Here is a 20,179-nt window from a genome sequence, read left to right as displayed (position 1 = left end):
TCCCTCCATGGCAACTGTCGCCGACCTCGCTTTCGACCCCTGGGACCCCGGGTTCGTCGCCGACCCGTACCCGGCCTACGCCGAACTGCGGGCGCGTGGCCGGGTGATCCGGTACGAGCCCACCGACCAGTGGCTGGTCCCGCACCACGCGGACGTCTCGGCGCTGCTGCGCGACCGCCGCCTGGGCCGCACCTACCGGCACCGCTTCACCCACGAGGAGTTCGGCCGGAGCGCGCCCCCGCCGGAGCACGAGCCGTTCCACACCCTCAACGACCACGGCATGCTCGACCTGGAGCCGCCGGACCACACCCGGATCCGGCGCCTGGTGTCCAAGGCGTTCACCCCGCGCACGGTGGAGCGGCTGAAGCCGTACGTGCACGGCCTGGCGGACGACCTGGTGGCCGGGCTGGTCGAGGCGGGCGGCGGCGATCTGCTCACGGACGTCGCCGAGCCGCTGCCGGTGGCGGTGATCGCCGAGATGCTGGGCGTCCCGGAAGCCGACCGCGCGCTGCTGCGGCCCTGGTCGGCGGCGATCTGCGGGATGTACGAGCTGAACCCGTCCGAGGAGACGGCGGCGAGCGCGGTCCGGGCCTCGGCGGAGTTCTCCGCCTACCTCGCGGAGCTGATCGCGGCCCGCCGCGAGCGGCCCGGCGAGGACCTGATCTCGGGGCTGATCGCCGCGCACGACGAGGGCGACCGGCTGACCGAGCAGGAGATGATCTCCACGGCGGTGCTGCTGCTCAACGCCGGCCACGAGGCCACGGTGAACGCCACGGTGAACGGCTGGTGGGCGCTGTTCCGCAACCCCGGCCAACTGGCGGCCCTGCGCGCCGACCACTCCCTGGTCCCGTCCGCGGTCGAGGAGCTGATGCGCTACGACACCCCGCTCCAGCTCTTCGAACGCTGGGTCCTGGACGACATCGAGATCGCCGGGACGACGATTCCCCGGGGCGCGGAGATCGCCATGCTCTTCGGCTCCGCCAACCACGACCCGGCCGTCTTCGCCGACCCCGCCCGCCTGGACCTCACTCGCCGGGACAATCCGCACATCTCCTTCAGCGCGGGCATCCACTACTGCATCGGCGCCCCGCTGGCCCGCATCGAGCTGGCCGCCTCGATGACGGCCCTGCTGGAACGGGCCCCGGCCCTCACCCTCGCGTCCGAGCCGCGGCGCAAGCCGAACTTCGTGATCCGGGGACTGGAGGGGCTGAGCATCACGGTGGGGTGACCACCCGTCGGGACGAGGTCGTCCCGCCCGCGCCGGCCGGCGGCGGACCAGGCACCGAGGAACCCCGGGCAGTACTTCGACCGATCCGCTCAGCCCGCCAGGTCCCGCCGTCGCAGGGCCGCCAGGCCCGCCGCGGTCAGCGCCGCGGCCAGGGCGGTGAGGGTGAGGACCGGGGGCCAGTCCATCGTGCCGCCGGGCAGCTTCGGCAGGTGGCCGAAGGGGGAGAGGTCCAGGACGATCCGCGGTGCGTCCAGGGCGGGGCCCACCCAGCCGATCAGGAGGGCCGCCACCGCGAGGCCCCAGGCGGCCGGTGCTAGCCGGGGGGCCGCGCCGTACAGCAGCAGCGCCGCTCCGCCGATCACCCACACCGCCGGGAGCTGCACCAGGCAGGCGCCCAGGATCGGTACGACCTCCCTGCCGTAGCCGACGGCGAAGCCCAGGCCCGCCAGGAGCATGATCAGGACCGAGCCGCCGAAGGCGATGGTGAGGTGGCCCGCGGCCCAGCGCAGCCGTCCCACCGCGCACGCCAGCACCGGTTCCGCCCGGCCCGAGGTCTCCTCGCCGTGCAGTCGCAGCACCGAGGCGACCGCGTACAGGGCCGCGATCAGGCCGAGCATGCCGGTCATCGACGCCAGGAACGCGTCCGTGAGCCCGTTGCCGCCGCCCATCCGCTCGAAGACGCGCCGCGCGCCGTCGTTGTCGCGGACCAGGCGGGCCGCGCCGTCGGTGAGACCGCCGTAGACGACCCCCGCGAGGAAGAAGCCGGCCGACCAGCCGAGCACACCGCCCCGCTGCAGCCGCCAGGCCAGCGCCCCCGCCGTGCCGAGGCGGCCGGCGGCCGGGCCCGGCCGGGTGGGCAGGAAGCTCATGCCGATGTCCCGGCGCCCGGCGAGCGCGTAGGCCACCACCCCCTGGGCGGCCGCCGCCGCCGCGAACAGGGCGAGCACCCACCAGCGTTCGTCCGCGAAGGAGCGCAGGTTCTCCAGCCAGCCCAGCGGCGACAGCCAGGTCAGCGGCGAGGAACCGTCGTCCCCGGCCGAGTCGCCCGCCGCGCGCAGCACGAACGCCGCCCCGAGGACGGCCGCCGTCAGGCCCCGGGCGAGCCGGGCGCTCTCGGTGAGCTGGACGACGATCGCCGCCATCGTGGCGAACACCATGCCGACGCCCCCGAGCCCGAGGCCGAAGGCCAAGGCGCCGCCCGCACCCTGTCCGGCGAGACCGGCCGTGACCAGCAGGGCGAGGGCCGCGTCGGCGACGGCCGCCGCCAGCAGCGCCGCCGTGAGGGGGGCCCGGCGGCCCACCATTCCGGACGCCACCAGCTCGTGCCGGCCGCTCTCCTCCTCGTCCCGGGTGTGCCGTACGACGATCAGCAGGCTCATCGCGGCGGCCAGCAGGGCGGCGTACACGCCCACCCGCCAGGCGGTCAGCGCGCCGACCGAGGTGTCGAAGACCGGTCCGATCAGCGCCCGGAACGAGGCGTTGGCCTCCAACTGGCCGACCAGACGGACGCGTTCGGCGGTGCTGCCGTACAGGTCGCGCAGCGTGCCCGGCATGGAGAGGACCATCAGGGCGTTCGCCGCGACCCAGACCGGGGTCGTCACCCGGTCCCGGCGCAGTGCGAACCGCAACAGGGTTCCGGTGCCCGCCAGATGACGGGACCGTGCGGTGGTGTGCGTCGTGAGCGTGGTCATCGCGCCGCCGCCCCGGTCGCCTCGCCGCGCTCGTCCCGGTAGTGCCGCAGGAACAGTTCCTCCAGCGTGGGCGGGGTCGAGGTCAGGGACCGCACGCCCGACTCCCCGAGCTGCCGCAGCACCGCGTCCAGCTTGCCGGTGTCCACCTGGAGGCGGACCCTGCGGCCCCGGACGTCGAGGTCGTGGACGCCGGGGAGGTCCGCCAGCCCGTTCGGCGGGCCGGCGAGTTCGGCGCTGACACTGGTGCGGGTGAGGTGGCGCAGGTCCGCCAGCGAGCCGGTCTCCACCGTGCGGCCGCCCCGGACGATGCTCACCCGGTCGCACAGCTCCTCCACCTCGCCGAGGATGTGCGAGGAGAGCAGGACGGTACGGCCCCGGTCCCGTTCCTCCTCGACGCACCGCCGGAAGACCGCCTCCATCAGCGGGTCGAGGCCCGAGGTCGGCTCGTCCAGGATCAGCAGGTCCACGTCCGAGGCGAACGCCGCGACCAGGGCGACCTTCTGCCGGTTGCCCTTGGAGTAGGTGCGGCCCTTCTTCGTCGGGTCCAGCTCGAACCGCTCGGTCAGCTCGGCCCGCCGGCGCGGGTCCAGGCCCCCGCGCAGCCGGCCGTAGAGGTCGATGACCTCGCCGCCGGACAGGTTGCGCCACAGGGTCACGTCACCGGGGACGTAGGCGATGCGGCGGTGCACCTCCACCGCGTCGGCCCACGGGTCGCGGCCGAGGACCCGCGCGGTGCCCGCGTCGGCGCGCAGCAGGCCGAGCAGGACGCGGACGGCGGTGGACTTCCCGGCGCCGTTGGGGCCGAGGAAGCCGTGGACCTCACCGGTCTCGACGTCCAGGTCCAGGCCGTCCAGCGCGTGCGTACGGCCGAAGGACTTGCGGAGTCCGCGGACCGTGACTGCCTTCGTCATGTTTCGCAACCTACGCTTCTTTCACAAACTTGTGAAGTTAAGAAACCGTATAAACTGCGGTTGGGGGTCGTCGCGGCGGCGACGGCGGGCCTGATCAGGGGAGATGATCCGGGAATGACGGAGCGGGCGGACAGGGCCGAACGGCCCGGAGCGGCGGACCGGCAGGCCTCCCGGGCGCCGGAACGCGACCCGGAGGCGGTCTCCCGGTTCGTGGAGCACTTCGCCGCCCAGCTCGTCGAGGCGGGCGTGCCCCGCATGCCGGCCCGGGTCTTCGCCGCGCTGCTCGCCTCCGACTCCGGCACCCTGACCTCGGCCGAACTGGGCGAGCGGCTGCGCGTCAGCCCCGCGGCCGTCTCCGGCGCGGTGCGCTACCTGGCGCAGGTGCACATGGTCTCGCGGGAGCGCGAACCCGGCTCGCGCCGGGAGCGCTACCGGGTGCACGGCGACCAGTGGTACGAAGCTCTGACCAGCCGCGAGGCCGTCATCAAGCGTTGGGAGCACGCCCTGCGGGAGGGCGTGGAGAGCCTCGGCGCCACCACCCCGGCCGGGCTCCGGCTGGCCGAGACGCTGGCCTTCTTCGAGTTCGTCGACACCGAACTCGCCGCGCTGATGGTCCGCTGGCGTGCCCGCCGGGAGGAGCTCTTCGGCTCCCCGTGACGCCCCGCGTCCCTAGATCGTGTCCGCAAAGTCCCGTCGTCCGCCCGGAGGGCGGGGCAGGCGGGACTTTGCGGACACGACCTAGCCCGGCACCGGCAGGGTCAGCCCCCAGGCGCCCTCACGCACCGTCCACGTCCGCCGGCGCACCGGCCCGGACACCATCGCGTCCGCCCGGTAGCGGAAGTCCGCGCCCACGACCGTCACCGTGCGCCCGGCGACCAGCAGCGGCGCGGCCGCCGCGCCGGGGCCCGACAGCGGGCGCACCTCGACCGCCGCCGTCCCGCCGGCGCCCGGCGTCACCGACACCGCCTCCACCGGCCGGTCCAGGTCCACGACCGTCTCCCCGTCGACCTCCACCCGCAGCCGGGAGGGGCCGGGCGCGGGTATCGCGGCGAGCCGGGCGGGCCGCGGGGCCAGCGTGCGGACCAGGGAGCGGTAGCGCGTACGCAGCCAGGGGTGCCCGCCGGAGGCGTCCACCGGCTGAGCCGCGGCCGTCCGGACCGGCGCCGGCGGGATGCCCAGCGCGCCGAGCACCACACCGTCGCTGTCGTCGACCAGCAGGTCGAGGCGCCGCTCGGCCCCTTCGAGCACGGCCCGCGCGGCCGCCACCGGACCGGCCGGCACGCCGAGGGACTCCGCCAGCGCCGCCTCCCCGACCGGCACCACGGCCAGCGCGCATCCGGCGAGCTCCCGGTGCCGGTGCAGCAGGGCCACCGCGCGCACCAGCGCCCGGTCGTCGCCGATCACCACCGGCCGCCGGGAACCCCGACGGCCGAGTGCCCGGGCGAATTCCTCCGGGCCCTCCGGCAGACACACCTTGGTGGTCGCACCCGCGCTGAGCACGTCTTTCGCGATCCGTACGGACTCCCCGTCCCCCTGCCGTGCCGTCGGATCGATGATCACCAGCAGCTGATCGGACGTCGCGAAGGTCGCCACCTCGGTCCTGCCTCGCTTCCTCGGGTAGCATCTTTGTGCAAGAGCCCCTTGCGCTATTGCGCCAGGGGCTTCGTCTATTCCGGGGCATCCGGTCCGACGGTTGTGCGGCCGACAACGGTCGCGGTGGTACGCGGCGGTGCACCTTACGCCCATGCCCCCGACCTTGGACATGCCCCGCCCGGAAGGGGTGTACGCGCGTGCCCGCACTTGTGCTGCTCGGTGCTCAGTGGGGTGACGAAGGCAAGGGGAAGGCGACCGACCTGCTCGGTGGCTCGGTGGACTATGTAGTGCGATACCAGGGCGGCAACAACGCCGGCCACACGGTCGTCGTGGGCGACCAGAAGTATGCACTCCACCTCCTCCCTTCCGGAATCCTCTCGCCCGGCTGTACGCCGGTCATCGGCAACGGTGTCGTCGTCGACCCGTCGGTCCTGCTCTCCGAGCTGAGCGGTCTGAACGAGCGTGGCGTCGACACGTCAAAGCTCCTGATCAGTGGTAACGCGCACGTCATCACGCCGTACAACGTGACCGTCGACAAGGTGACGGAACGCTTCCTCGGCAAGCGCAAGATCGGCACCACCGGCCGCGGCATCGGCCCGACCTACGCCGACAAGATCAACCGTGTCGGCATCCGGGTCCAGGACCTCTACGACGAGTCGATCCTGACCCAGAAGGTCGAGGCGGCCCTCGACGCCAAGAACCAGATCCTCACCAAGCTCTACAACCGCCGCGCGATCGCCGCCGGCCAGGTGGTCGAGGAACTGCTGGGCTACGCCGAGCAGATCAAGCCGTACGTCGCCGACACCGTCCTGGTCCTCAACCAGGCGCTGGAGGACGACAAGGTGGTCCTCTTCGAGGGCGGCCAGGGCACCCTCCTGGACATCGACCACGGCACCTACCCGTTCGTCACCTCCAGCAACCCGACCGCGGGCGGCGCCTGCACGGGCGCCGGCGTCGGCCCGACGAAGATCAGCCGCGTCATCGGCATCCTCAAGGCCTACACGACCCGCGTCGGCGCGGGCCCCTTCCCGACGGAGCTGTTCGACGAGGACGGCGAGGCGCTGCGCCGCATCGGCGGCGAGCGGGGTGTGACCACCGGCCGCGACCGGCGCTGCGGCTGGTTCGACGCGGTCATCGCCCGCTACGCGACCCGCGTGAACGGCCTGACCGACTTCTTCCTCACCAAGCTGGACGTGCTCACCGGCTGGGAGCAGATCCCGGTCTGCGTGGCGTACGAGATCGACGGCAAGCGCGTCGAGGAACTCCCGTACTCGCAGAGCGACTTCCACCACGCGAAGCCGGTCTACGAGACCCTGCCCGGCTGGTCCGAGGACATCACCAAGGCGAAGTCCTTCTCCGACCTGCCGAAGAACGCCCAGAACTACGTCAAGGCGCTGGAGGAGATGTCCGGCGCCCCGATCTCCGCGATCGGCGTGGGCCCGGGCCGGGACGAGACGATCGAGATCAACTCGTTCCTGTAGAGGGGCCTTTCCCGGAAGCCCGGACTTCCGGCGGGACGGCCGGCGCGCAGCCGCGCCCGGCCGTCCGCTCCCCGGCGGGGTGACGGTTCCCTCAGCTGAACACGATCATCGAGCCCTGGGCCAGCGACCTGGTCGCCGCCGCGTGCAGGCCCAGCCACACGTGCCGCTCCCGGGCGAACGGGCTGGGGTCGTACGGCGCGGGGACGGCCGGCTCCTCCAGCTCCGTGGGGGCGGCGGGTGGCTCCGGCGCCGCCGGCGGGTTGGCCGGGTCGATGCCGATCGACGGGGCGACGTGCTCCAGCTCGCGCAGCAGGCTCTGCGAGGAGCCCAGCGGGCCGCCGCCGGCGAGGAGTTCGTCGTTGGACAGCGGGTGCGGGAAGTCGACGGGGACGTACGCGCCCGCGTGGTCGTAGTGCCAGACCAGGTGGGACTGCTGGGCCGTCGACTCGAACATCTCCAGCAACTGCTCGTAGTCGCCGCCGAGTTCGTCCACCGGGGTCACCGGCAGCCCGCATACCTGGAGCAGGTAGGCCCGGCGCAGGAAGTGCAGCGCGTCGTAGTCGAAGCCGGCCACCGGGGCGACCTCACCGGACAGGCCCGGCATGTACTGGTACACCGGCACCGGCGGGAGCCCGGCCGCGGCCAGCGCGTCGTTGTAGTGCGCGAGTTCCTCGGCGAACGGGTTGTCCGGGGTGTGGCACAACACGTCCACCAGCGGTACCAGCCACAGATCACAGGCCAAAGAGAGCTCCTCGCATCGGCAGGCGCGCGTCTCACGCACGGCGGAAGGTGGTCAGGGAAGGGTAGTCGGTACGGGACCGGCCAAGCCCCTGTCGTACGGGTCCCATACCCAGAGCCCGCCACGGATCCCACCGCTCCGCGTCATCGCGGCGGCAGTCGTTCCAGCAGGGCCAGCGAGTGCGCGTTGGCGGCGGCCACGATCTCCCGCGCGGCCCCGGCCTCGCGGCGGGCCAGCGCGTCGACGAGTTCGGTGTGCCCGGCCCACAGCCGGCCCCGGACGTCCGGCAGCCGGCGCAGGTGCTGCACCGCGCACACCCAGGACTGCACGCGCAGCCGGTGCAGGAAGTCGGCGAGGTACGGGTTGCCGAACAGCCCGCTCAGCTCGCGCCAGAAACGCAGGTCGTAGCCGATCAGCACGGTGAGGTCGCCGGCCGCGGCGGCCCGCTGCGCCTCCTCGCCGCGCCGGCGCACGGCGGCGAGGGCCGCCTTCGTCCGCGGGCTGTCCATGTCGGCGAAGGCAGGGTGATCGTGGGTGAGCGCCTGGAACATCCCTTCGGTGACCAGGCCGCGGGCCTCGAGCATGCGGCGGTAGTCGGTCAGGGAGTACTCGGGGACCCGGAAGCCCCGGTGCTGGTCGGCCTCCAGGATGCCCTGCGCGGACAGGTCGACCAGCGCCTCGCGGACCGGCGTCGCCGAGACGCCGTACTGCTCGGCTATCTCCTTGACGGTGAACGCCCGGCCCGGCGTGAGGCGGGCCGCCAGCACCTCGTCGCGCAGCGCGTCCGCGATCTGCTGGCGCAGGGTGCTGCGCGTCACGGTGCCGTTGCCGGGCATCGTCGGCCTCTCCTCACGCGTGCGGGTGACGTACTCGCACGTATTCGTCATTCTTTACGAGCACGTCACCTTACGCGTTCGGATCGGCCCGGCGGCAGCCGTGGCGCGGTTACTCCGTGTACTCGTCGGCCGTGCCCAGCGCCGAGTCCAGGGCCGCGAGACCCTCCTTCAGCTCGGCCTCCGTGATGTTGCACGGCGGCACCACGTGGGTGCGGTTCATGTTCACGAAGGGCCACAGGCCGTTCCGCTTGGCGGCGGCCGCGAAGGCGGCCATCGGGGCGTTCGCCTCGCCGGCCGCGTTGTACGGCACCAGCGGCTCGCGGGTCTCCCGGTTCTTCACCAGGTCCAGCGCCCAGAACATGCCGGTGCCGCGGACCTCGCCCACGCTCGGGTGCCGCGCGGCCAGCTCGGCCAGGGCCGGCCCCACCACGCTCTCGCCGAGCCGCTTGGCGTTCTCGACGACGCCCTCCTCCGCCATCACGCCGAGGGTGGCGACGGCGGCGGCGCAGGCCAGCGGATGCCCGGAGTAGGTGAGCCCGCCGGGGTAGGGCCGCTTGCCGAAGGTCTCGGCGATCTCCGCGGAGATGGCGACGCCGCCGAGCGGCACGTATCCCGAGTTCACGCCCTTGGCGAAGGTCATCAGGTCGGGGACCACGCCGAACAGGTCGGCCGCGAACCACTCGCCGGTCCGCCCGAACCCGGCCATGACCTCGTCCAGGACGAAGACGATCCCGTACTTGTCGCACAGCTCGCGGACGCCGGCCAGGTAGCCGGGCGGGGGCAGCATGATCCCCGCGGTGCCGGGGACGGTCTCCAGGATGATCGCGGCGATCGTTCCCGGCCCCTCGAAGGCGATCGTCGTCTCCAGGTGCTCCAGGGCCCGCGCGGTCTCCTGCTCCTCGGTCTCGGCGTAGAAGCGGGAGCGGTACAGGAACGGCGCCCAGAAGCGGACGACACCGGCGCTGCCGCTGTCGGAGGGCCAGCGGCGCGGGTCGCCGGTGATGTTCACCGCCTGCTGGGTGCCGCCGTGGTACGAGCGGTACGCCGAGAGCACCTTCGGGCGGCCCGTGTGCAGCCGGGCCATGCGCACCGCGTGCTCGACGGCGTCCGCGCCGCCGTTGGTGAAGAAGATCTTGTCCAGGTCGCCGGGGGTCCGCTCCGCGATCAGCCGGGCCGCCTCCGAGCGGGCCTCGATCGCGAAGGCGGGCGCGAAGGTCGTCATCCTCGCCGCCTGCTCCTGTATCGCGGCGACGACCTTGGGGTGCTGGTAGCCGATGTTGGTGTAGACGAGCCCGCTGGTGAAGTCCAGGTACCGCTTGCCGTCGTAGTCCCAGAAGTACGACCCCTCGGCGCCGGCCACGGCGAGCGGGTCGATGAGGTCCTGCGCGGACCAGGAGTGGAAGACGTGCGCACGGTCCGCGGCCTTCACTGCGGCACCGGCTTCGGGATTGGGCTGAGGGGTCATGCGCCCGAGGGTAGAGGCCCCCGCCGCGCTCGCGACATCGGCGTCCTGTTCCCTGGCCGGGGGCATTCCACGACATGTTGTCGACGTGGCCGGGGCGGCCGGGGCCCGGCACGGCGGCTGTCACCGAACCGTGGAGGCGGGCCGGCACGGCCGCCGGTACGCCCGCACTGTCCCCCGCACTATCCTTCGGTCCGTTGCAGACCTATGGGGGGAAGGCGGCGCGGGGATGGACAAGCTGGGACCGGGGGACCCGCGGCGGATCGGCGCGTACCGGCTGCTGGCGCGGCTGGGCGCGGGCGGCATGGGGCAGGTGTTCCTGGCGCGGTCGGACCGGGGCCGGACCGTCGCCGTGAAACTGGTCCGCGAGGAGCTGGCCGCGCGCGAGGAGTTCCGGGCGCGGTTCCGGCAGGAGGTGGGGGCCGCGCGGCGCGTCGGCGGGTACTGGACCGCGCCCGTGCTGGACGCGGACACCGAGGCGCCGGTGCCCTGGGTGGCCACCGGGTACGTCGCCGGCCCGAGCCTGCAGCAGGTCGTCGGGCACGACCACGGGGCACTGCCCGAGCGGTCGGTACGCATCCTCGCGGCGGGACTCGCGCACGCGCTGCAGGACATCCACGCGGCCGGGATCGTCCACCGCGACCTCAAGCCGTCGAACGTGCTGGTGACGATCGACGGACCGCGCGTGATCGACTTCGGCATCGCACGGGCGCTCGAGACGCTGGCCGGGGACGGACTGACCCGGACCGGTTCGCTGGTGGGGTCGCCCGGGTTCATGGCGCCGGAACAGGTGCGCGGCGACCGGGTCACGCCCGCCTGCGACGTCTTCTGCCTCGGCTCCGTGCTGGCCTACGCGGCGACCGGGGTCATGCCCTTCGGCGGCGCCGGCAGCGGGGCGCACGCCCTGATGTTCCGCATCGCCCAGGAGGAGCCCGACCTGGAGCGGGTGCCGGAGGGCATCGCCGACCTGGTCCGCGACTGCCTGCGCAAGGACCCCGCCGCCCGCCCTCCGCTGACCCGGGTCCTGGAGTGGACGGGCGCCGAGGACACGGTGGCCGAGGGCCGCTCCCGCGACCCCTGGCTCCCCGGCGCCCTGGTGGCCCAGCTCGGCCGCCACGCGGTCCGGCTCCTGGAGACCGAGGACCCACAGGGCGGCTCGGACACGGGCACGTCGAGGGGGAGCGGCATCGCGGGCGGGAGCGCGCTGGGGGCCCTGGGGGCTGCTGCGGCCGGTGGCGTGCGGGGGCCCGGGTCGGCGGTGCCGGGGGCGCCGGCGGGCTGGGCGGCACCGGGCGCCGGCGGTGCGGGGGCTCCGGTGGAGGCTGCGGGGGCGTCTCCGGGTGCGGGTGGCCCGGCGGGCGGGCGCGCGTCCGGCGGTTCGGATGCTCGGGCCGGTTCGGGTGCCCCGGGAGTCGGTGGTGCGCCGGGTCCCGGTGCTTCGGGTGCCGGCGGGCCTGGTGGTGCCCGCCCTCCGGTGGAGGGTGCGGGGGCGCCTTCGGGTCCGGGTGGCCCGGCGGGCGGGGGCGGTCCGGGCGCTGGGGGCGCGGGCGGTCCCGTGGGCTCGCCCGCGCCGGTGTGGCCGGGGGCTCCGGCGGGTTCGGGTACCTCGGGAGTCGGGGATGCGCCGGGTGCTTCGGGTGCCGGCGGGCCTGGTGGTGCCCGCCCTCCGGTGGAGGGTGCGGGGGTGTCCTCGGGCGCTGACCCGGAGGGGGTGACCGCCTCGGTCGGTTCGGGGGACCCTGACGACTCTGTCGACGAGGCAGGTCCCGCTGACCCGGCAGGTCCCGCTGACCCGGCAGGTGCCCCGGGTGTTTCCGGCCCCGGTGGTGCGCGGGCCGCCGGGCACGGTGGGAAGGGGACGAGCGGGCTGTTGGACAAGGGCGCGGTTCCTTCCGCTGGAGCAGGCGCGGGCGCGGGTTCCACCCTCGCGAGCCCGACCGCCGGTGCCCGTCCCGACGGCGCCGGAGCCGTCGCCTTCCCCGCGGACCGAGGCGCGGGCGCCGGGACCGGTGGCGTTCTCGGCGGTGCTGGTGCGAGCGGCGGGCAGACGGCCGGGTCCGGCATGTCGCCCGAGCACGGGCTCGCGGCCGATGGCGCCCCGAGGCCGGCGGACCGGTCCGACGGTGGCGGAGCGGCCGCCGGGCACCTGCCTGACGCGCCGGCCGGGCAGGCCCCGCCCGCCGGAGCCTCCCAGACCCCTCCGGGACACGGCGCCCCGGACCCGTACGGCTCGCCCGCTCCGTACGGCCACGGTTACCCGCAGCAGGCCCAGCAGCACCCCCAGCCCGCTTCCGCCGGGTACGGCCACCCGCAGCCCGCTTCCGCCGGGTACGGCTACCCGCAGCAGCCGTACCCCCCGTACGGCGGGCTCGGCGCCACCCCGCCGCACGGGCCGCAGCCGTTCGCCGGGCAGCCGGAGCCGGCGCGGCCCGGCGGCCGGTCCACCGCCCTGCTCGTCGTGGTCGCGCTGGTGGTGGCGCTGGGCGCGGGCGGCTCGGTGTACGCGCTGATGAGGCACGGCGGCGACACGGCCGCCCCCGCGCCGGCCGGCACCACGAGCGCGCCCGGCGCCTCCCGGGCGCCCACGCCGGCGAACTCCGCCCCGCCCTCCGGCACGGCCTCACCCGCGGCCGCGGACGGCGCCGTCCCCGCCGCCTACCTCGGCACCTGGAAGACCGCCATCGACAACACCGGCGGCGCCAACACCCGTCAGCTGACCATCGCGCAGGGCGACGTGGGCGACACGGTCCTCACCCTGGTCGCGGACGGCCCCGTCGAGGGCGGCGGCACCTACCACTGCGTCTTCGAGGCCACCCTCGCCGAACAGCCGCACGGCGAGGGCCCGTTGGAGATAGGCCCGTCCACCGTCACCAGCGGCGACCCGATGTCCTCCTGCTCCCCGGGTGAGGCCACCGAGGTCACCCTGCTCCCGGACGGACGGCTGAAGCGCGCGAAGGCGGGCGGCGGCGAGAGTCTGACCTACACCCGTCAGTGAGCTGAAATCCCCTTCTCCGCACGGTGGTTGAACGTTCGGCGAACTTCCGCGCACGGATCCGGTTCCCGCCCTTCCGCGTGCGTACCGTGACCCCACCAAACGGCTCCGGGAGTGGCGGGGGCGCCCATATGGAGTGGCTGAGCGCGGAGAACGTCGTGGCCGTCGGCACGGCGGTGCTGGGCATCGTCGCGTCCGCCGGCATGGTCTGGTACGAGCGCCGGGTGCCGCGCCGCAAGCGGATCGGCTACCGGGTGCAGATGGACAACCCGATAGGCGACGACGTCCGTTCGGGCCGGGCCAACCGCCGGCTCGGCCTCTTCGACGAGGCGCCGGACATGGCCGACGCGACCCTCGTGCTGCTCCGCCTGGAGAACGACGGCTCGCAGGGCATCGACCGCGACGACTACACCGGCCCCGAACGCCACGGCCTGACCGCGGTGTTCACCGACCGCACCGTCCGGGGCGTGTCCGTCACCCAGCCCACCGACACCGACCACCTGATGGACCACTTCACCGCCGAGCGCGGTTTCGGCTACGAGGGCAACACCCTGCGGATCCCGCGGGTCCCGCTGAACCGGGGCGATCACTTCAAGCTGCTCGTGCTGCTGTCCGGCGGGGACGTCGGCCGGGAGATCCGGGTCGTGGGCGGGATCAGGGAGGGCGAGGTCCACCCCAACCGCAGCGCCACACCCGACGACAAACCGCCGCTGTTCAGCCGCGCCTCCCGGTTCATCACCATCATGCTCACGGTGTCCGTGCTGACCCTCGCCACCATCGTCGTGGCCCGCGACGACACGCCCCCGCCGATCGGCTGCGCGCGGGGCACGCTGACCGTCACGGGGTCGACGGCGTTCGCGCCGGTGCTGCGGGAGGTGGCGCGGAAGTACGAGGCGGACTGCGAGGGCGCGGCCGTCACCGTGGACCCGCACGGCTCGACGGCCGGCCTGCGGGAGCTTGAGGCGGCCGGCGCCGAGGCGAAGAACGGCTCGCCGCCGCTGCTGGCGCTCTCCGACGGGCCCAGAAGCGCCGACATGCCCCGGCTGCGGGAGAACCGCGTCGCGCTGTCGGTCTTCGCGCTGGTCGTGAACGACGACGTGGGCCTGAGGGACCTCTCGACGGCGGACGTGCGGCGCCTGTACCGGGGCGACGTCGCCGACTGGAGCCGGCTGGGCGGCCGTCCGGTGCCGGTGCGGCTGGTGAGCCGGGACGCGGGCTCCGGCACCCGGCAGGTCTTCCAGCGCCGGGTACTGGGCCGCGGCGAGCCGGCGAACTCCTCCGTCGACTGCGTCCACAAGGACGACGCGACGGCGCCGGTGACCCGCTGCGAGCTCGACTCCACCGACCAGGTGCTGGCCGAGGTGGCGAAGCTGCCCGGCGCCGTCGGCTACAGCGAACTCAACCTGGCCACCCGGGCCAAGGGCCTGCACGTACTGTCCCTCGACTCCGGCGCCCCCTCCGTGGACGCGATCGAGCACGGCCACAGCACGTACCCGTACCGCGAGATCGAGTACGCCTACACCTACGGGCAGCCCCCGGCGGACTCCCTGGCGTCGAGCTTCCTGACGTACCTGACCCGGGGCAACGGGCAGGACGTGATCCGCACCCACGGCCATGTGCCGTGCTGGACGCCGGAGGGCATGCGGCTGTGCCGGTGAGGCGCGGCGCTCCGCGGGCGCTACCGCGGCTCGGGCGGCCGCTGGCGGGGCATGTTCGGGCGGGCGCCGTTCGCGGGCGGCAAGGGGTGCCGGCCGCCCGGGGCCGCGGGCTCCACCCGCATGCCGGGCGCCACCGCCGCCTGGATGCCGAGCGGCGCCGACCCCGTGCGGAACGCCACCATCCAGTCGGCCGTCTCCGTGCGCACCAGGTCCTGCACGTCCTCCGAGAAGCGCCGCAGCACCCCCAGGCACCGCTCGGCGGCCTCGCTCGCCGTGCCCTCCGCCGGACCCAGCACCTCCCGGACGCTCTCCGACGCCCAGTCGAACTGCAGCATCTGCAGCCGGCGCTGCACGGCCTGCGCGGTGGCCACGTCCCTTATCCACCCGGAGGTGACCCCGAAGAACCGGTCGGCGCCGACACAGGCCACCGCGAGCAGCAGCGCCAGATACCCCCAGGGCGCGACCCCGCCGACCACCCTGGTCATGTCCAGCAGCGGCAGCGCGGCCCCGAGGACCGCCCCGGCCGCGGCGCCGGCCCGCAGCGCCCGTGCGCCCCGCCGCTTCCACACCCGGTCCTCCAGGTACCAGGCCGCCGTCCGCAGCGCGCCGAGCTCCACCCACCGGTACAGCTCCTCCAGGCGTTCGGCGGGCTCCCCCCAGTCCCCGAGCGGGAAGGTCCGCCCGGTCAGATCGCCCGGCCGCGGTCCGGCCGGACCTTCGCCCCGCCCGTCCTGCGGCGGACCCTCGGGCTGCATCTCCGGCTGACCCACCCGGCACTCCCTACTGAACACGACACCGAACACGCCAACGCGCACCCCCGTCACACCGCGTGACACCGGATGCCGACGTGCGGCCCCCTTCCTACCGCCCAATGGGTGGCGCGGACGTGGCTTTGCCGGCTTTTCCGCCCGGAAGAGGGCCTTGATCAGGTATAGGGCTGCCGTTGTTGTCACTCGAAAGAGTGGCGGGGCGAGGGCCGGGCGGACCACGTAGGCTCGTGCACAGCGAACGACAACGCAGCGGACGAGGAAGCAGGAGCCGATCGTGATTCCCGGTGGTGGCCAGCCCAACATGCAGCAGCTGCTCCAGCAGGCCCAGAAGATGCAGCAGGACCTCCAGCGCGCCCAGGAGGAACTGGCGAACACGGAGGTCGAGGGGCAGGCCGGCGGCGGTCTGGTGCGGGCCACCGTCACGGGTTCCGGCGAGCTGCGGGTTCTGAAGATCGACCCGAAGGCGGTGGACCCCGAGGACACCGAGACCCTCGCCGATCTGGTCGTGGCCGCCGTGCAGGCGGCCAACGAGAACGCGCAGACGCTGCAGCAGCAGAAGCTGGGCCCGCTGGCCCAGGGCCTCGGCGGCGGCAGCGGGATCCCGGGCCTGCCCTTCTGATCCGCCGGCCGTTCCGGTGCCGGCCACCGGAGCGACATGCCCGCCGCCTTCCAAGGACGGGCGGCCGCCGACTACCGTACGTACCGAAAGGTCTCCAGGAAGGTCAGTCCGTTGTACGAAGGCGTGGTCCAGGACCTCATCGACGAGCTGGGGCGGCTGCCCGGCGTCGGTCCCAAGAGCGCGCAGCGGATCGCCTTCCACATCCTGCAGGCGGAGCCGGCCGACGTGAAGCGGCTCGCGCAGGCTCTCCTGGAGGTCAAGGCGAAGGTCCGCTTCTGCGCGGTCTGCGGCAACGTGGCACAGGAGGAGCTGTGCAACATCTGCCGCGACGCGCGCCGCGACCCGGCCGTCATCTGCGTGGTGGAGGAGCCGAAGGACGTCGTCGCGATCGAGCGCACCCGTGAGTTCCGCGGCCGCTACCACGTCCTGGGCGGCGCGATCAGCCCGATCGAGGGCGTGGGCCCCGACGACCTGCGCATCAGGGAGCTCCTGGCCCGGCTGGCGGACGGCGCGGTGACCGAGCTGATCCTCGCCACCGACCCCAATCTCGAAGGCGAGGCGACGGCCACGTACCTCGCCCGCATGATCAAACCCATGGGCCTGAAGGTCACCCGCCTGGCCAGCGGCCTCCCGGTGGGCGGCGACCTGGAATACGCGGACGAGGTCACTCTCGGCCGCGCCTTCGAGGGGAGACGACTCCTAGATGTCTGACGCCACGCTGCACGACTCGACGCGTAACCCGGACGACTTCTCGGTCCAGATCGCGGACCAGGTCGAGAGCTTCCTGGTGGCCGTCACGGAGGTGGCGAGGGGAGACGAGCCCGGCTCGACCGTTCCCTTCCTGCTCCTGGAGGTCTCCCAGCTCCTGCTGGCCGGCGGCCGGCTCGGCGCCCACGAGGACTTCGTCCCGGACGAGCGCTACGAGCCCGACCTGGGCCCCGAACCGGACGTGGACGGGCTCCGCGAGAACCTGGCCCGCCTGCTGGAGCCGGTGGACGTCTACTCCGAGGTCTTCGACCCCTACGAGCCGCGCAGGGCGTCCGTGCCGGCCCGGATCTCCGACGACATCGCCGACATCATCACCGACCTCCGCCACGGCATGGCCCACTACCGCTCGGGCCGCATCACGGAGGCCCTGTGGTGGTGGCAGTTCTCCTACTTCTCCAACTGGGGCCCCACCGCCTCCGCCGTGCTGCGCGCCCTGCAGTCCGTGCTGATCCACGTCCGCCTCGACCAGCCCCTCGAGGAGCTCGACGGCCTCGACACCGACCAGGGCATGGGCGACGAGACCCTGGAGTTCGAGGCGGGCCGGGTCATGGCCGAGGAGATCGGCGGCCCCCTCGGACTGGGCGGCCCGGGCAAGTAGCCGCCGCGCTGTGACGCGGGGCACTTTGCGCGTGCTCCGCCGGGGGCTGGGCAGGTGCCGGTTGCGGGCGTCCGGTGTCTCACCATGCGGGAGCAGGGGGGCGGAAAACGGACGCTCGGTAAACTGAGCCGACACAAACGAACCGAGCGAGGAGCGCACGTGGGCCTTGTCGTGCAGAAGTACGGAGGCTCCTCCGTAGCCGATGCCGAAGGCATCAAGCGCGTCGCCAAGCGGATCGTGGAAGCGAAGAAGAACGGCAACCAGGTGGTTGTCGTCGTTTCCGCGATGGGCGACACGACGGACGAGCTGATCGATCTCGCCGAGCAGGTTTCGCCGATGCCTGCCGGCCGGGAGTTCGACATGCTGCTGACCGCCGGCGAGCGCATCTCCATGGCGCTGCTGGCCATGGCGATCAAGAACCTGGGGCACGAGGCCCAGTCGTTCACCGGCAGCCAGGCAGGCGTCATCACCGACTCGGTCCACAACAAAGCCCGGATCATCGACGTCACGCCGGGGCGCATCCGCACCGCGCTGGACGAGGGCAACATCGCCATCGTCGCCGGGTTCCAGGGCGTCAGCCAGGACAAGAAGGACATCACCACGCTCGGCCGCGGCGGGTCCGACACCACGGCGGTGGCCCTGGCGGCCGCTCTCGACGCCGAGGTGTGCGAGATCTACACCGACGTCGACGGCGTGTTCACCGCCGACCCGCGCGTGGTGAAGAAGGCGAAGAAGATCGACTGGATCTCCTTCGAGGACATGCTGGAACTCGCGGCCTCCGGTTCCAAGGTGCTGCTCCACCGCTGTGTGGAATACGCCCGCCGCTACAACATCCCGATCCACGTCCGTTCCTCGTTCAGCGGGCTGCAGGGCACGTGGGTCAGCAGCGAGCCAGTGGTGCCGAAGACACAGCAGCAAGGGGAGAAGAAGGTGGAGCAGGCCATCATCTCGGGCGTCGCGCACGACACCTCCGAGGCCAAGATCACGGTCGTCGGCGTCCCGGACAAGCCGGGCGAGGCCGCCGCGATCTTCCGGACCATCGCCGACGCCCAGATCAACATCGACATGGTCGTGCAGAACGTGTCCGCCGCGTCCACCGGCCTGACGGACATCTCCTTCACCCTGCCGAAGACCGAGGGCCGCAAGGCCATCGACGCCCTGGAGCGCAACAAGGGCGGCATCGGCTTCGACTCCCTGCGCTACGACGACCAGATCGGCAAGATCTCCCTGGTCGGCGCCGGCATGAAGACCAACCCGGGCGTCACCGCCTCGTTCTTCGAGGCGCTCAGCGACGCGGGCGTGAACATCGAGCTGATCTCGACCTCCGAGATCCGCATCTCGGTCGTCACCCGCAAGGACGACGTGCCGGAGGCCGTCCGCGCCGTCCACACCGCCTTCGGGCTCGACTCCGACACCGACGAGGCCGTCGTCTACGGGGGCACCGGCCGATGACCGCCAAGCCGACGCTCGCGGTCGTGGGGGCGACCGGAGCCGTCGGCGCGGTCATGCTCCAGATCCTGTCCCAGCGCGCGGACGTCTGGGGCGAGATCCGTCTGATCGCCTCCGCGCGCTCGGCCGGCCGCAAGCTGGCCGTGCGCGGGGAGGAGATCGAGGTGACGGCCCTGTCGGAGGACGCCTTCACCGGCGTCGACGTCGCGATGTTCGACGTGCCCGACGAGGTCGCCGCCGAGTGGGCGCCGCTCGCCGCCGCGCGCGGCGCGCTGGTCGTCGACAACTCCGGCGCCTTCCGGATGGACCCCGACGTGCCGCTCGTCGTGCCCGAGGTCAACGCGCACGCGGTGCGCAACCGGCCGCGCGGCATCGTGGCCAACCCCAACTGCACCACTCTGTCGATGATCGTCGCCCTGGGCGCGCTGCACGCCGAGTTCGGGCTGCGCGAGCTGGTGGTGTCGTCGTACCAGGCGGTGAGCGGCGCCGGCCGCGCCGGGGTGGACACCCTGCGCGCCCAGCTCTCCCTGGTCGCCGGGACCGAGCTGGGCACCAAGCCCGGTGACGTGCGGCGGGCCGTCGGGGACGACACCGGGCCGTTCCCGGAGCCGGTCGCGCTCAACGTCGTCCCGTGGGCCGGGTCGCTGCGGGAGGACGGCTGGTCCTCGGAGGAGATGAAGGTGCGGGACGAGTCCCGCAAGATCCTCGGACTGCCCGCGCTGCCGGTCGCCGTCACCTGTGTACGGGTGCCGGTGATCACCACGCACTCCCTCACCGTGCACGCCCGCTTCCAGGGCGAGGTGACCGTCGACGGCGCCCGCGAGATCCTCGCCACCGCACCCGGCGTGGTGCTGTGCGACGACCCGGCCGCCGGTGAGTTCCCCACCCCCGCCGACGTGGTGGGCACCGATCCCACCTGGGTGGGGCGGGTGCGGCGCGCGCTGGACGACCCGACCGCGCTGGAGCTCTTCGTCTGCGGCGACAACCTGCGCAAGGGCGCCGCGCTGAACACCGCTCAGATCGCCGAGCTGCTGGCGGCGGAGCTCACGGGGCAGACAGCCACCCGTAGTTAGAGCATTTGTAGTATTCATGTAAGCAGCGTGGCCGGGAACCTGGTCCAAACCACTTGATCCGCGCTTCCCGGCGTCAGAGGATTTTCTCCCCGTCCCCCGCAACCCTGCGGAGGGCGGGGAGCGTCTTTGCATTGACCCTTGCGAGGCGGAGCGTGAGGATCCCGGCGTGGGGACGCCGTGATCCCGGGCGTGGGGGACGCCCGTTCAAATGGGACATAAGGGAAGAGCGGGACGCATGACGGCAGTTGAGGAACCGCCGGTAGTCGCACATGTGACGCCCGGCACGTACAACCCTCCCGGGGGGAAGCGTG

The 20,179-nt window shown here is 73.2% G+C and carries 16 protein-coding genes and 1 pseudogene; 10 read left to right on the top strand and 7 right to left on the bottom strand.

What is annotated here, in order from left to right:
• Positions 1-7 precede the first annotated feature (7 nt).
• Positions 8-1,228 carry a cytochrome P450 gene (locus TNCT1_RS07830; RefSeq protein WP_143629816.1) on the top strand — a complete coding sequence of 407 codons (1,221 nt, stop codon included), beginning with the start codon at positions 8-10 and terminating at the stop codon, positions 1,226-1,228.
• Between the two features lie 89 nt (positions 1,229-1,317).
• On the opposite strand, the gene TNCT1_RS07825 is transcribed toward TNCT1_RS07830, so the two are convergent.
• A complete protein-coding gene (locus tag TNCT1_RS07825; RefSeq protein WP_143629814.1) occupies positions 1,318-2,919 on the bottom strand; it encodes an ABC transporter permease in 1,602 nt (533 codons plus the stop codon).
• Positions 2,916-3,830: an ABC transporter ATP-binding protein gene (locus TNCT1_RS07820; protein WP_143629812.1), complete on the bottom strand. Its 915-nt coding sequence runs from the start codon at positions 3,828-3,830 to the stop codon at positions 2,916-2,918. The genes TNCT1_RS07825 and TNCT1_RS07820 overlap by 4 nt, the downstream gene beginning before the upstream one ends.
• 114 nt (positions 3,831-3,944) lie before the next feature.
• Here TNCT1_RS07820 and TNCT1_RS07815 point away from each other — a divergent pair, with 114 nt between their 5' ends.
• Positions 3,945-4,487 (top strand): GbsR/MarR family transcriptional regulator, encoded by a 543-nt coding sequence (locus TNCT1_RS07815; protein ID WP_143629809.1) that lies wholly within the window; start codon positions 3,945-3,947, stop codon positions 4,485-4,487.
• An 81-nt stretch (positions 4,488-4,568) separates the two neighbouring features.
• Here TNCT1_RS07815 and TNCT1_RS07810 read toward each other — a convergent pair whose 3' ends face one another.
• Positions 4,569-5,423: a diacylglycerol kinase gene (locus tag TNCT1_RS07810; protein ID WP_143629807.1), complete on the bottom strand. Its 855-nt coding sequence runs from the start codon at positions 5,421-5,423 to the stop codon at positions 4,569-4,571.
• 197 nt (positions 5,424-5,620) lie between these two features.
• Between TNCT1_RS07810 and TNCT1_RS07805 the strand changes: the two genes are divergently transcribed.
• Entirely contained in the window at positions 5,621-6,904 is a 1,284-nt protein-coding gene (locus TNCT1_RS07805) for an adenylosuccinate synthase (RefSeq protein ID WP_143629805.1), read from the top strand.
• Positions 6,905-6,995: 91 nt separating this feature from the next.
• On the opposite strand, the gene TNCT1_RS07800 is transcribed toward TNCT1_RS07805, so the two are convergent.
• The 3 genes from TNCT1_RS07800 to TNCT1_RS07790 all read right to left on the bottom strand — a co-directional run bounded on the left by TNCT1_RS07800 (position 6,996) and on the right by TNCT1_RS07790 (position 9,944).
• Positions 6,996-7,646, bottom strand: coding sequence for a hypothetical protein (locus tag TNCT1_RS07800; RefSeq protein WP_143629802.1), 651 nt, complete (start codon positions 7,644-7,646; stop codon positions 6,996-6,998).
• A gap of 140 nt (positions 7,647-7,786) precedes the next feature.
• The gene (locus TNCT1_RS07795) at positions 7,787-8,479 is read right to left on the bottom strand and encodes a GntR family transcriptional regulator (protein ID WP_143629799.1); all 693 of its coding nucleotides are present in this window, start codon (positions 8,477-8,479) and stop codon (positions 7,787-7,789) included.
• Positions 8,480-8,588: 109 nt separating this feature from the next.
• Positions 8,589-9,944 (bottom strand): aspartate aminotransferase family protein, encoded by a 1,356-nt coding sequence (locus tag TNCT1_RS07790; protein ID WP_143629796.1) that lies wholly within the window; start codon positions 9,942-9,944, stop codon positions 8,589-8,591.
• 226 nt (positions 9,945-10,170) lie between these two features.
• Here TNCT1_RS07790 and TNCT1_RS07785 point away from each other — a divergent pair.
• A pseudogene (locus tag TNCT1_RS07785) lies at positions 10,171-11,583 on the top strand (serine/threonine-protein kinase); the annotation flags it as partial.
• Positions 11,584-13,064: 1,481 nt separating this feature from the next.
• The gene (locus TNCT1_RS07780; RefSeq protein ID WP_143629782.1) at positions 13,065-14,591 is read left to right on the top strand and encodes a substrate-binding domain-containing protein; all 1,527 of its coding nucleotides are present in this window, start codon (positions 13,065-13,067) and stop codon (positions 14,589-14,591) included.
• 20 nt (positions 14,592-14,611) lie between these two features.
• Here the strand turns inward: TNCT1_RS07780 and TNCT1_RS07775 are convergent, their stop codons facing one another.
• Positions 14,612-15,361 carry an SLATT domain-containing protein gene (locus TNCT1_RS07775; RefSeq protein ID WP_143629780.1) on the bottom strand — a complete coding sequence of 250 codons (750 nt, stop codon included), beginning with the start codon at positions 15,359-15,361 and terminating at the stop codon, positions 14,612-14,614.
• A 274-nt stretch (positions 15,362-15,635) separates the two neighbouring features.
• Between TNCT1_RS07775 and TNCT1_RS07770 the strand changes: the two genes are divergently transcribed.
• The 5 genes from TNCT1_RS07770 (at position 15,636) to TNCT1_RS07750 (ending at position 19,868) form a co-directional block, all read left to right on the top strand.
• On the top strand, positions 15,636-15,980 hold the full coding sequence (locus tag TNCT1_RS07770; protein WP_143629778.1) for a YbaB/EbfC family nucleoid-associated protein: 345 nt from the start codon (positions 15,636-15,638) through the stop codon (positions 15,978-15,980).
• A 111-nt stretch (positions 15,981-16,091) separates the two neighbouring features.
• Positions 16,092-16,691: a recombination mediator RecR gene (gene recR, locus TNCT1_RS07765; protein ID WP_143630430.1), complete on the top strand. Its 600-nt coding sequence runs from the start codon at positions 16,092-16,094 to the stop codon at positions 16,689-16,691.
• On the top strand, positions 16,684-17,346 hold the full coding sequence (locus TNCT1_RS07760; RefSeq protein WP_143629776.1) for a DUF5063 domain-containing protein: 663 nt from the start codon (positions 16,684-16,686) through the stop codon (positions 17,344-17,346). The genes recR and TNCT1_RS07760 overlap by 8 nt, the downstream gene beginning before the upstream one ends.
• Positions 17,347-17,505: 159 nt before the next feature.
• Positions 17,506-18,798 carry an aspartate kinase gene (locus TNCT1_RS07755; protein ID WP_143629774.1) on the top strand — a complete coding sequence of 431 codons (1,293 nt, stop codon included), beginning with the start codon at positions 17,506-17,508 and terminating at the stop codon, positions 18,796-18,798.
• Positions 18,795-19,868 (top strand): aspartate-semialdehyde dehydrogenase, encoded by a 1,074-nt coding sequence (locus TNCT1_RS07750; protein WP_143629771.1) that lies wholly within the window; start codon positions 18,795-18,797, stop codon positions 19,866-19,868. Before TNCT1_RS07755 ends, TNCT1_RS07750 begins: the two co-directional genes overlap by 4 nt.
• Positions 19,869-20,179 lie beyond the last annotated feature (311 nt).

It is taken from the genome of Streptomyces sp. 1-11 (assembly GCF_007176755.1).
Lineage (GTDB): Bacteria > Actinomycetota > Actinomycetes > Streptomycetales > Streptomycetaceae > Streptomyces.
Note: the sequence above shows the minus strand (reverse complement) of the source record. Positions and strands in the feature narration are given on the sequence as shown.

Coding starts and splice junctions, on each gene's coding strand:
- TNCT1_RS07825 (WP_143629814.1), bottom strand. CDS start 2,919: ATGACCACGCTCACGACGCACACCACCGCACGGTCCCGTCATCTGGCG.
- TNCT1_RS07815 (WP_143629809.1), top strand. CDS start 3,945: ATGACGGAGCGGGCGGACAGGGCCGAACGGCCCGGAGCGGCGGACCGG.
- TNCT1_RS07790 (WP_143629796.1), bottom strand. CDS start 9,944: ATGACCCCTCAGCCCAATCCCGAAGCCGGTGCCGCAGTGAAGGCCGCG.
- TNCT1_RS07750 (WP_143629771.1), top strand. CDS start 18,795: ATGACCGCCAAGCCGACGCTCGCGGTCGTGGGGGCGACCGGAGCCGTC.
- TNCT1_RS07820 (WP_143629812.1), bottom strand. CDS start 3,830: ATGACGAAGGCAGTCACGGTCCGCGGACTCCGCAAGTCCTTCGGCCGT.
- TNCT1_RS07780 (WP_143629782.1), top strand. CDS start 13,065: ATGGAGTGGCTGAGCGCGGAGAACGTCGTGGCCGTCGGCACGGCGGTG.
- TNCT1_RS07830 (WP_143629816.1), top strand. CDS start 8: ATGGCAACTGTCGCCGACCTCGCTTTCGACCCCTGGGACCCCGGGTTC.
- TNCT1_RS07795 (WP_143629799.1), bottom strand. CDS start 8,479: ATGCCCGGCAACGGCACCGTGACGCGCAGCACCCTGCGCCAGCAGATC.
- TNCT1_RS07760 (WP_143629776.1), top strand. CDS start 16,684: ATGTCTGACGCCACGCTGCACGACTCGACGCGTAACCCGGACGACTTC.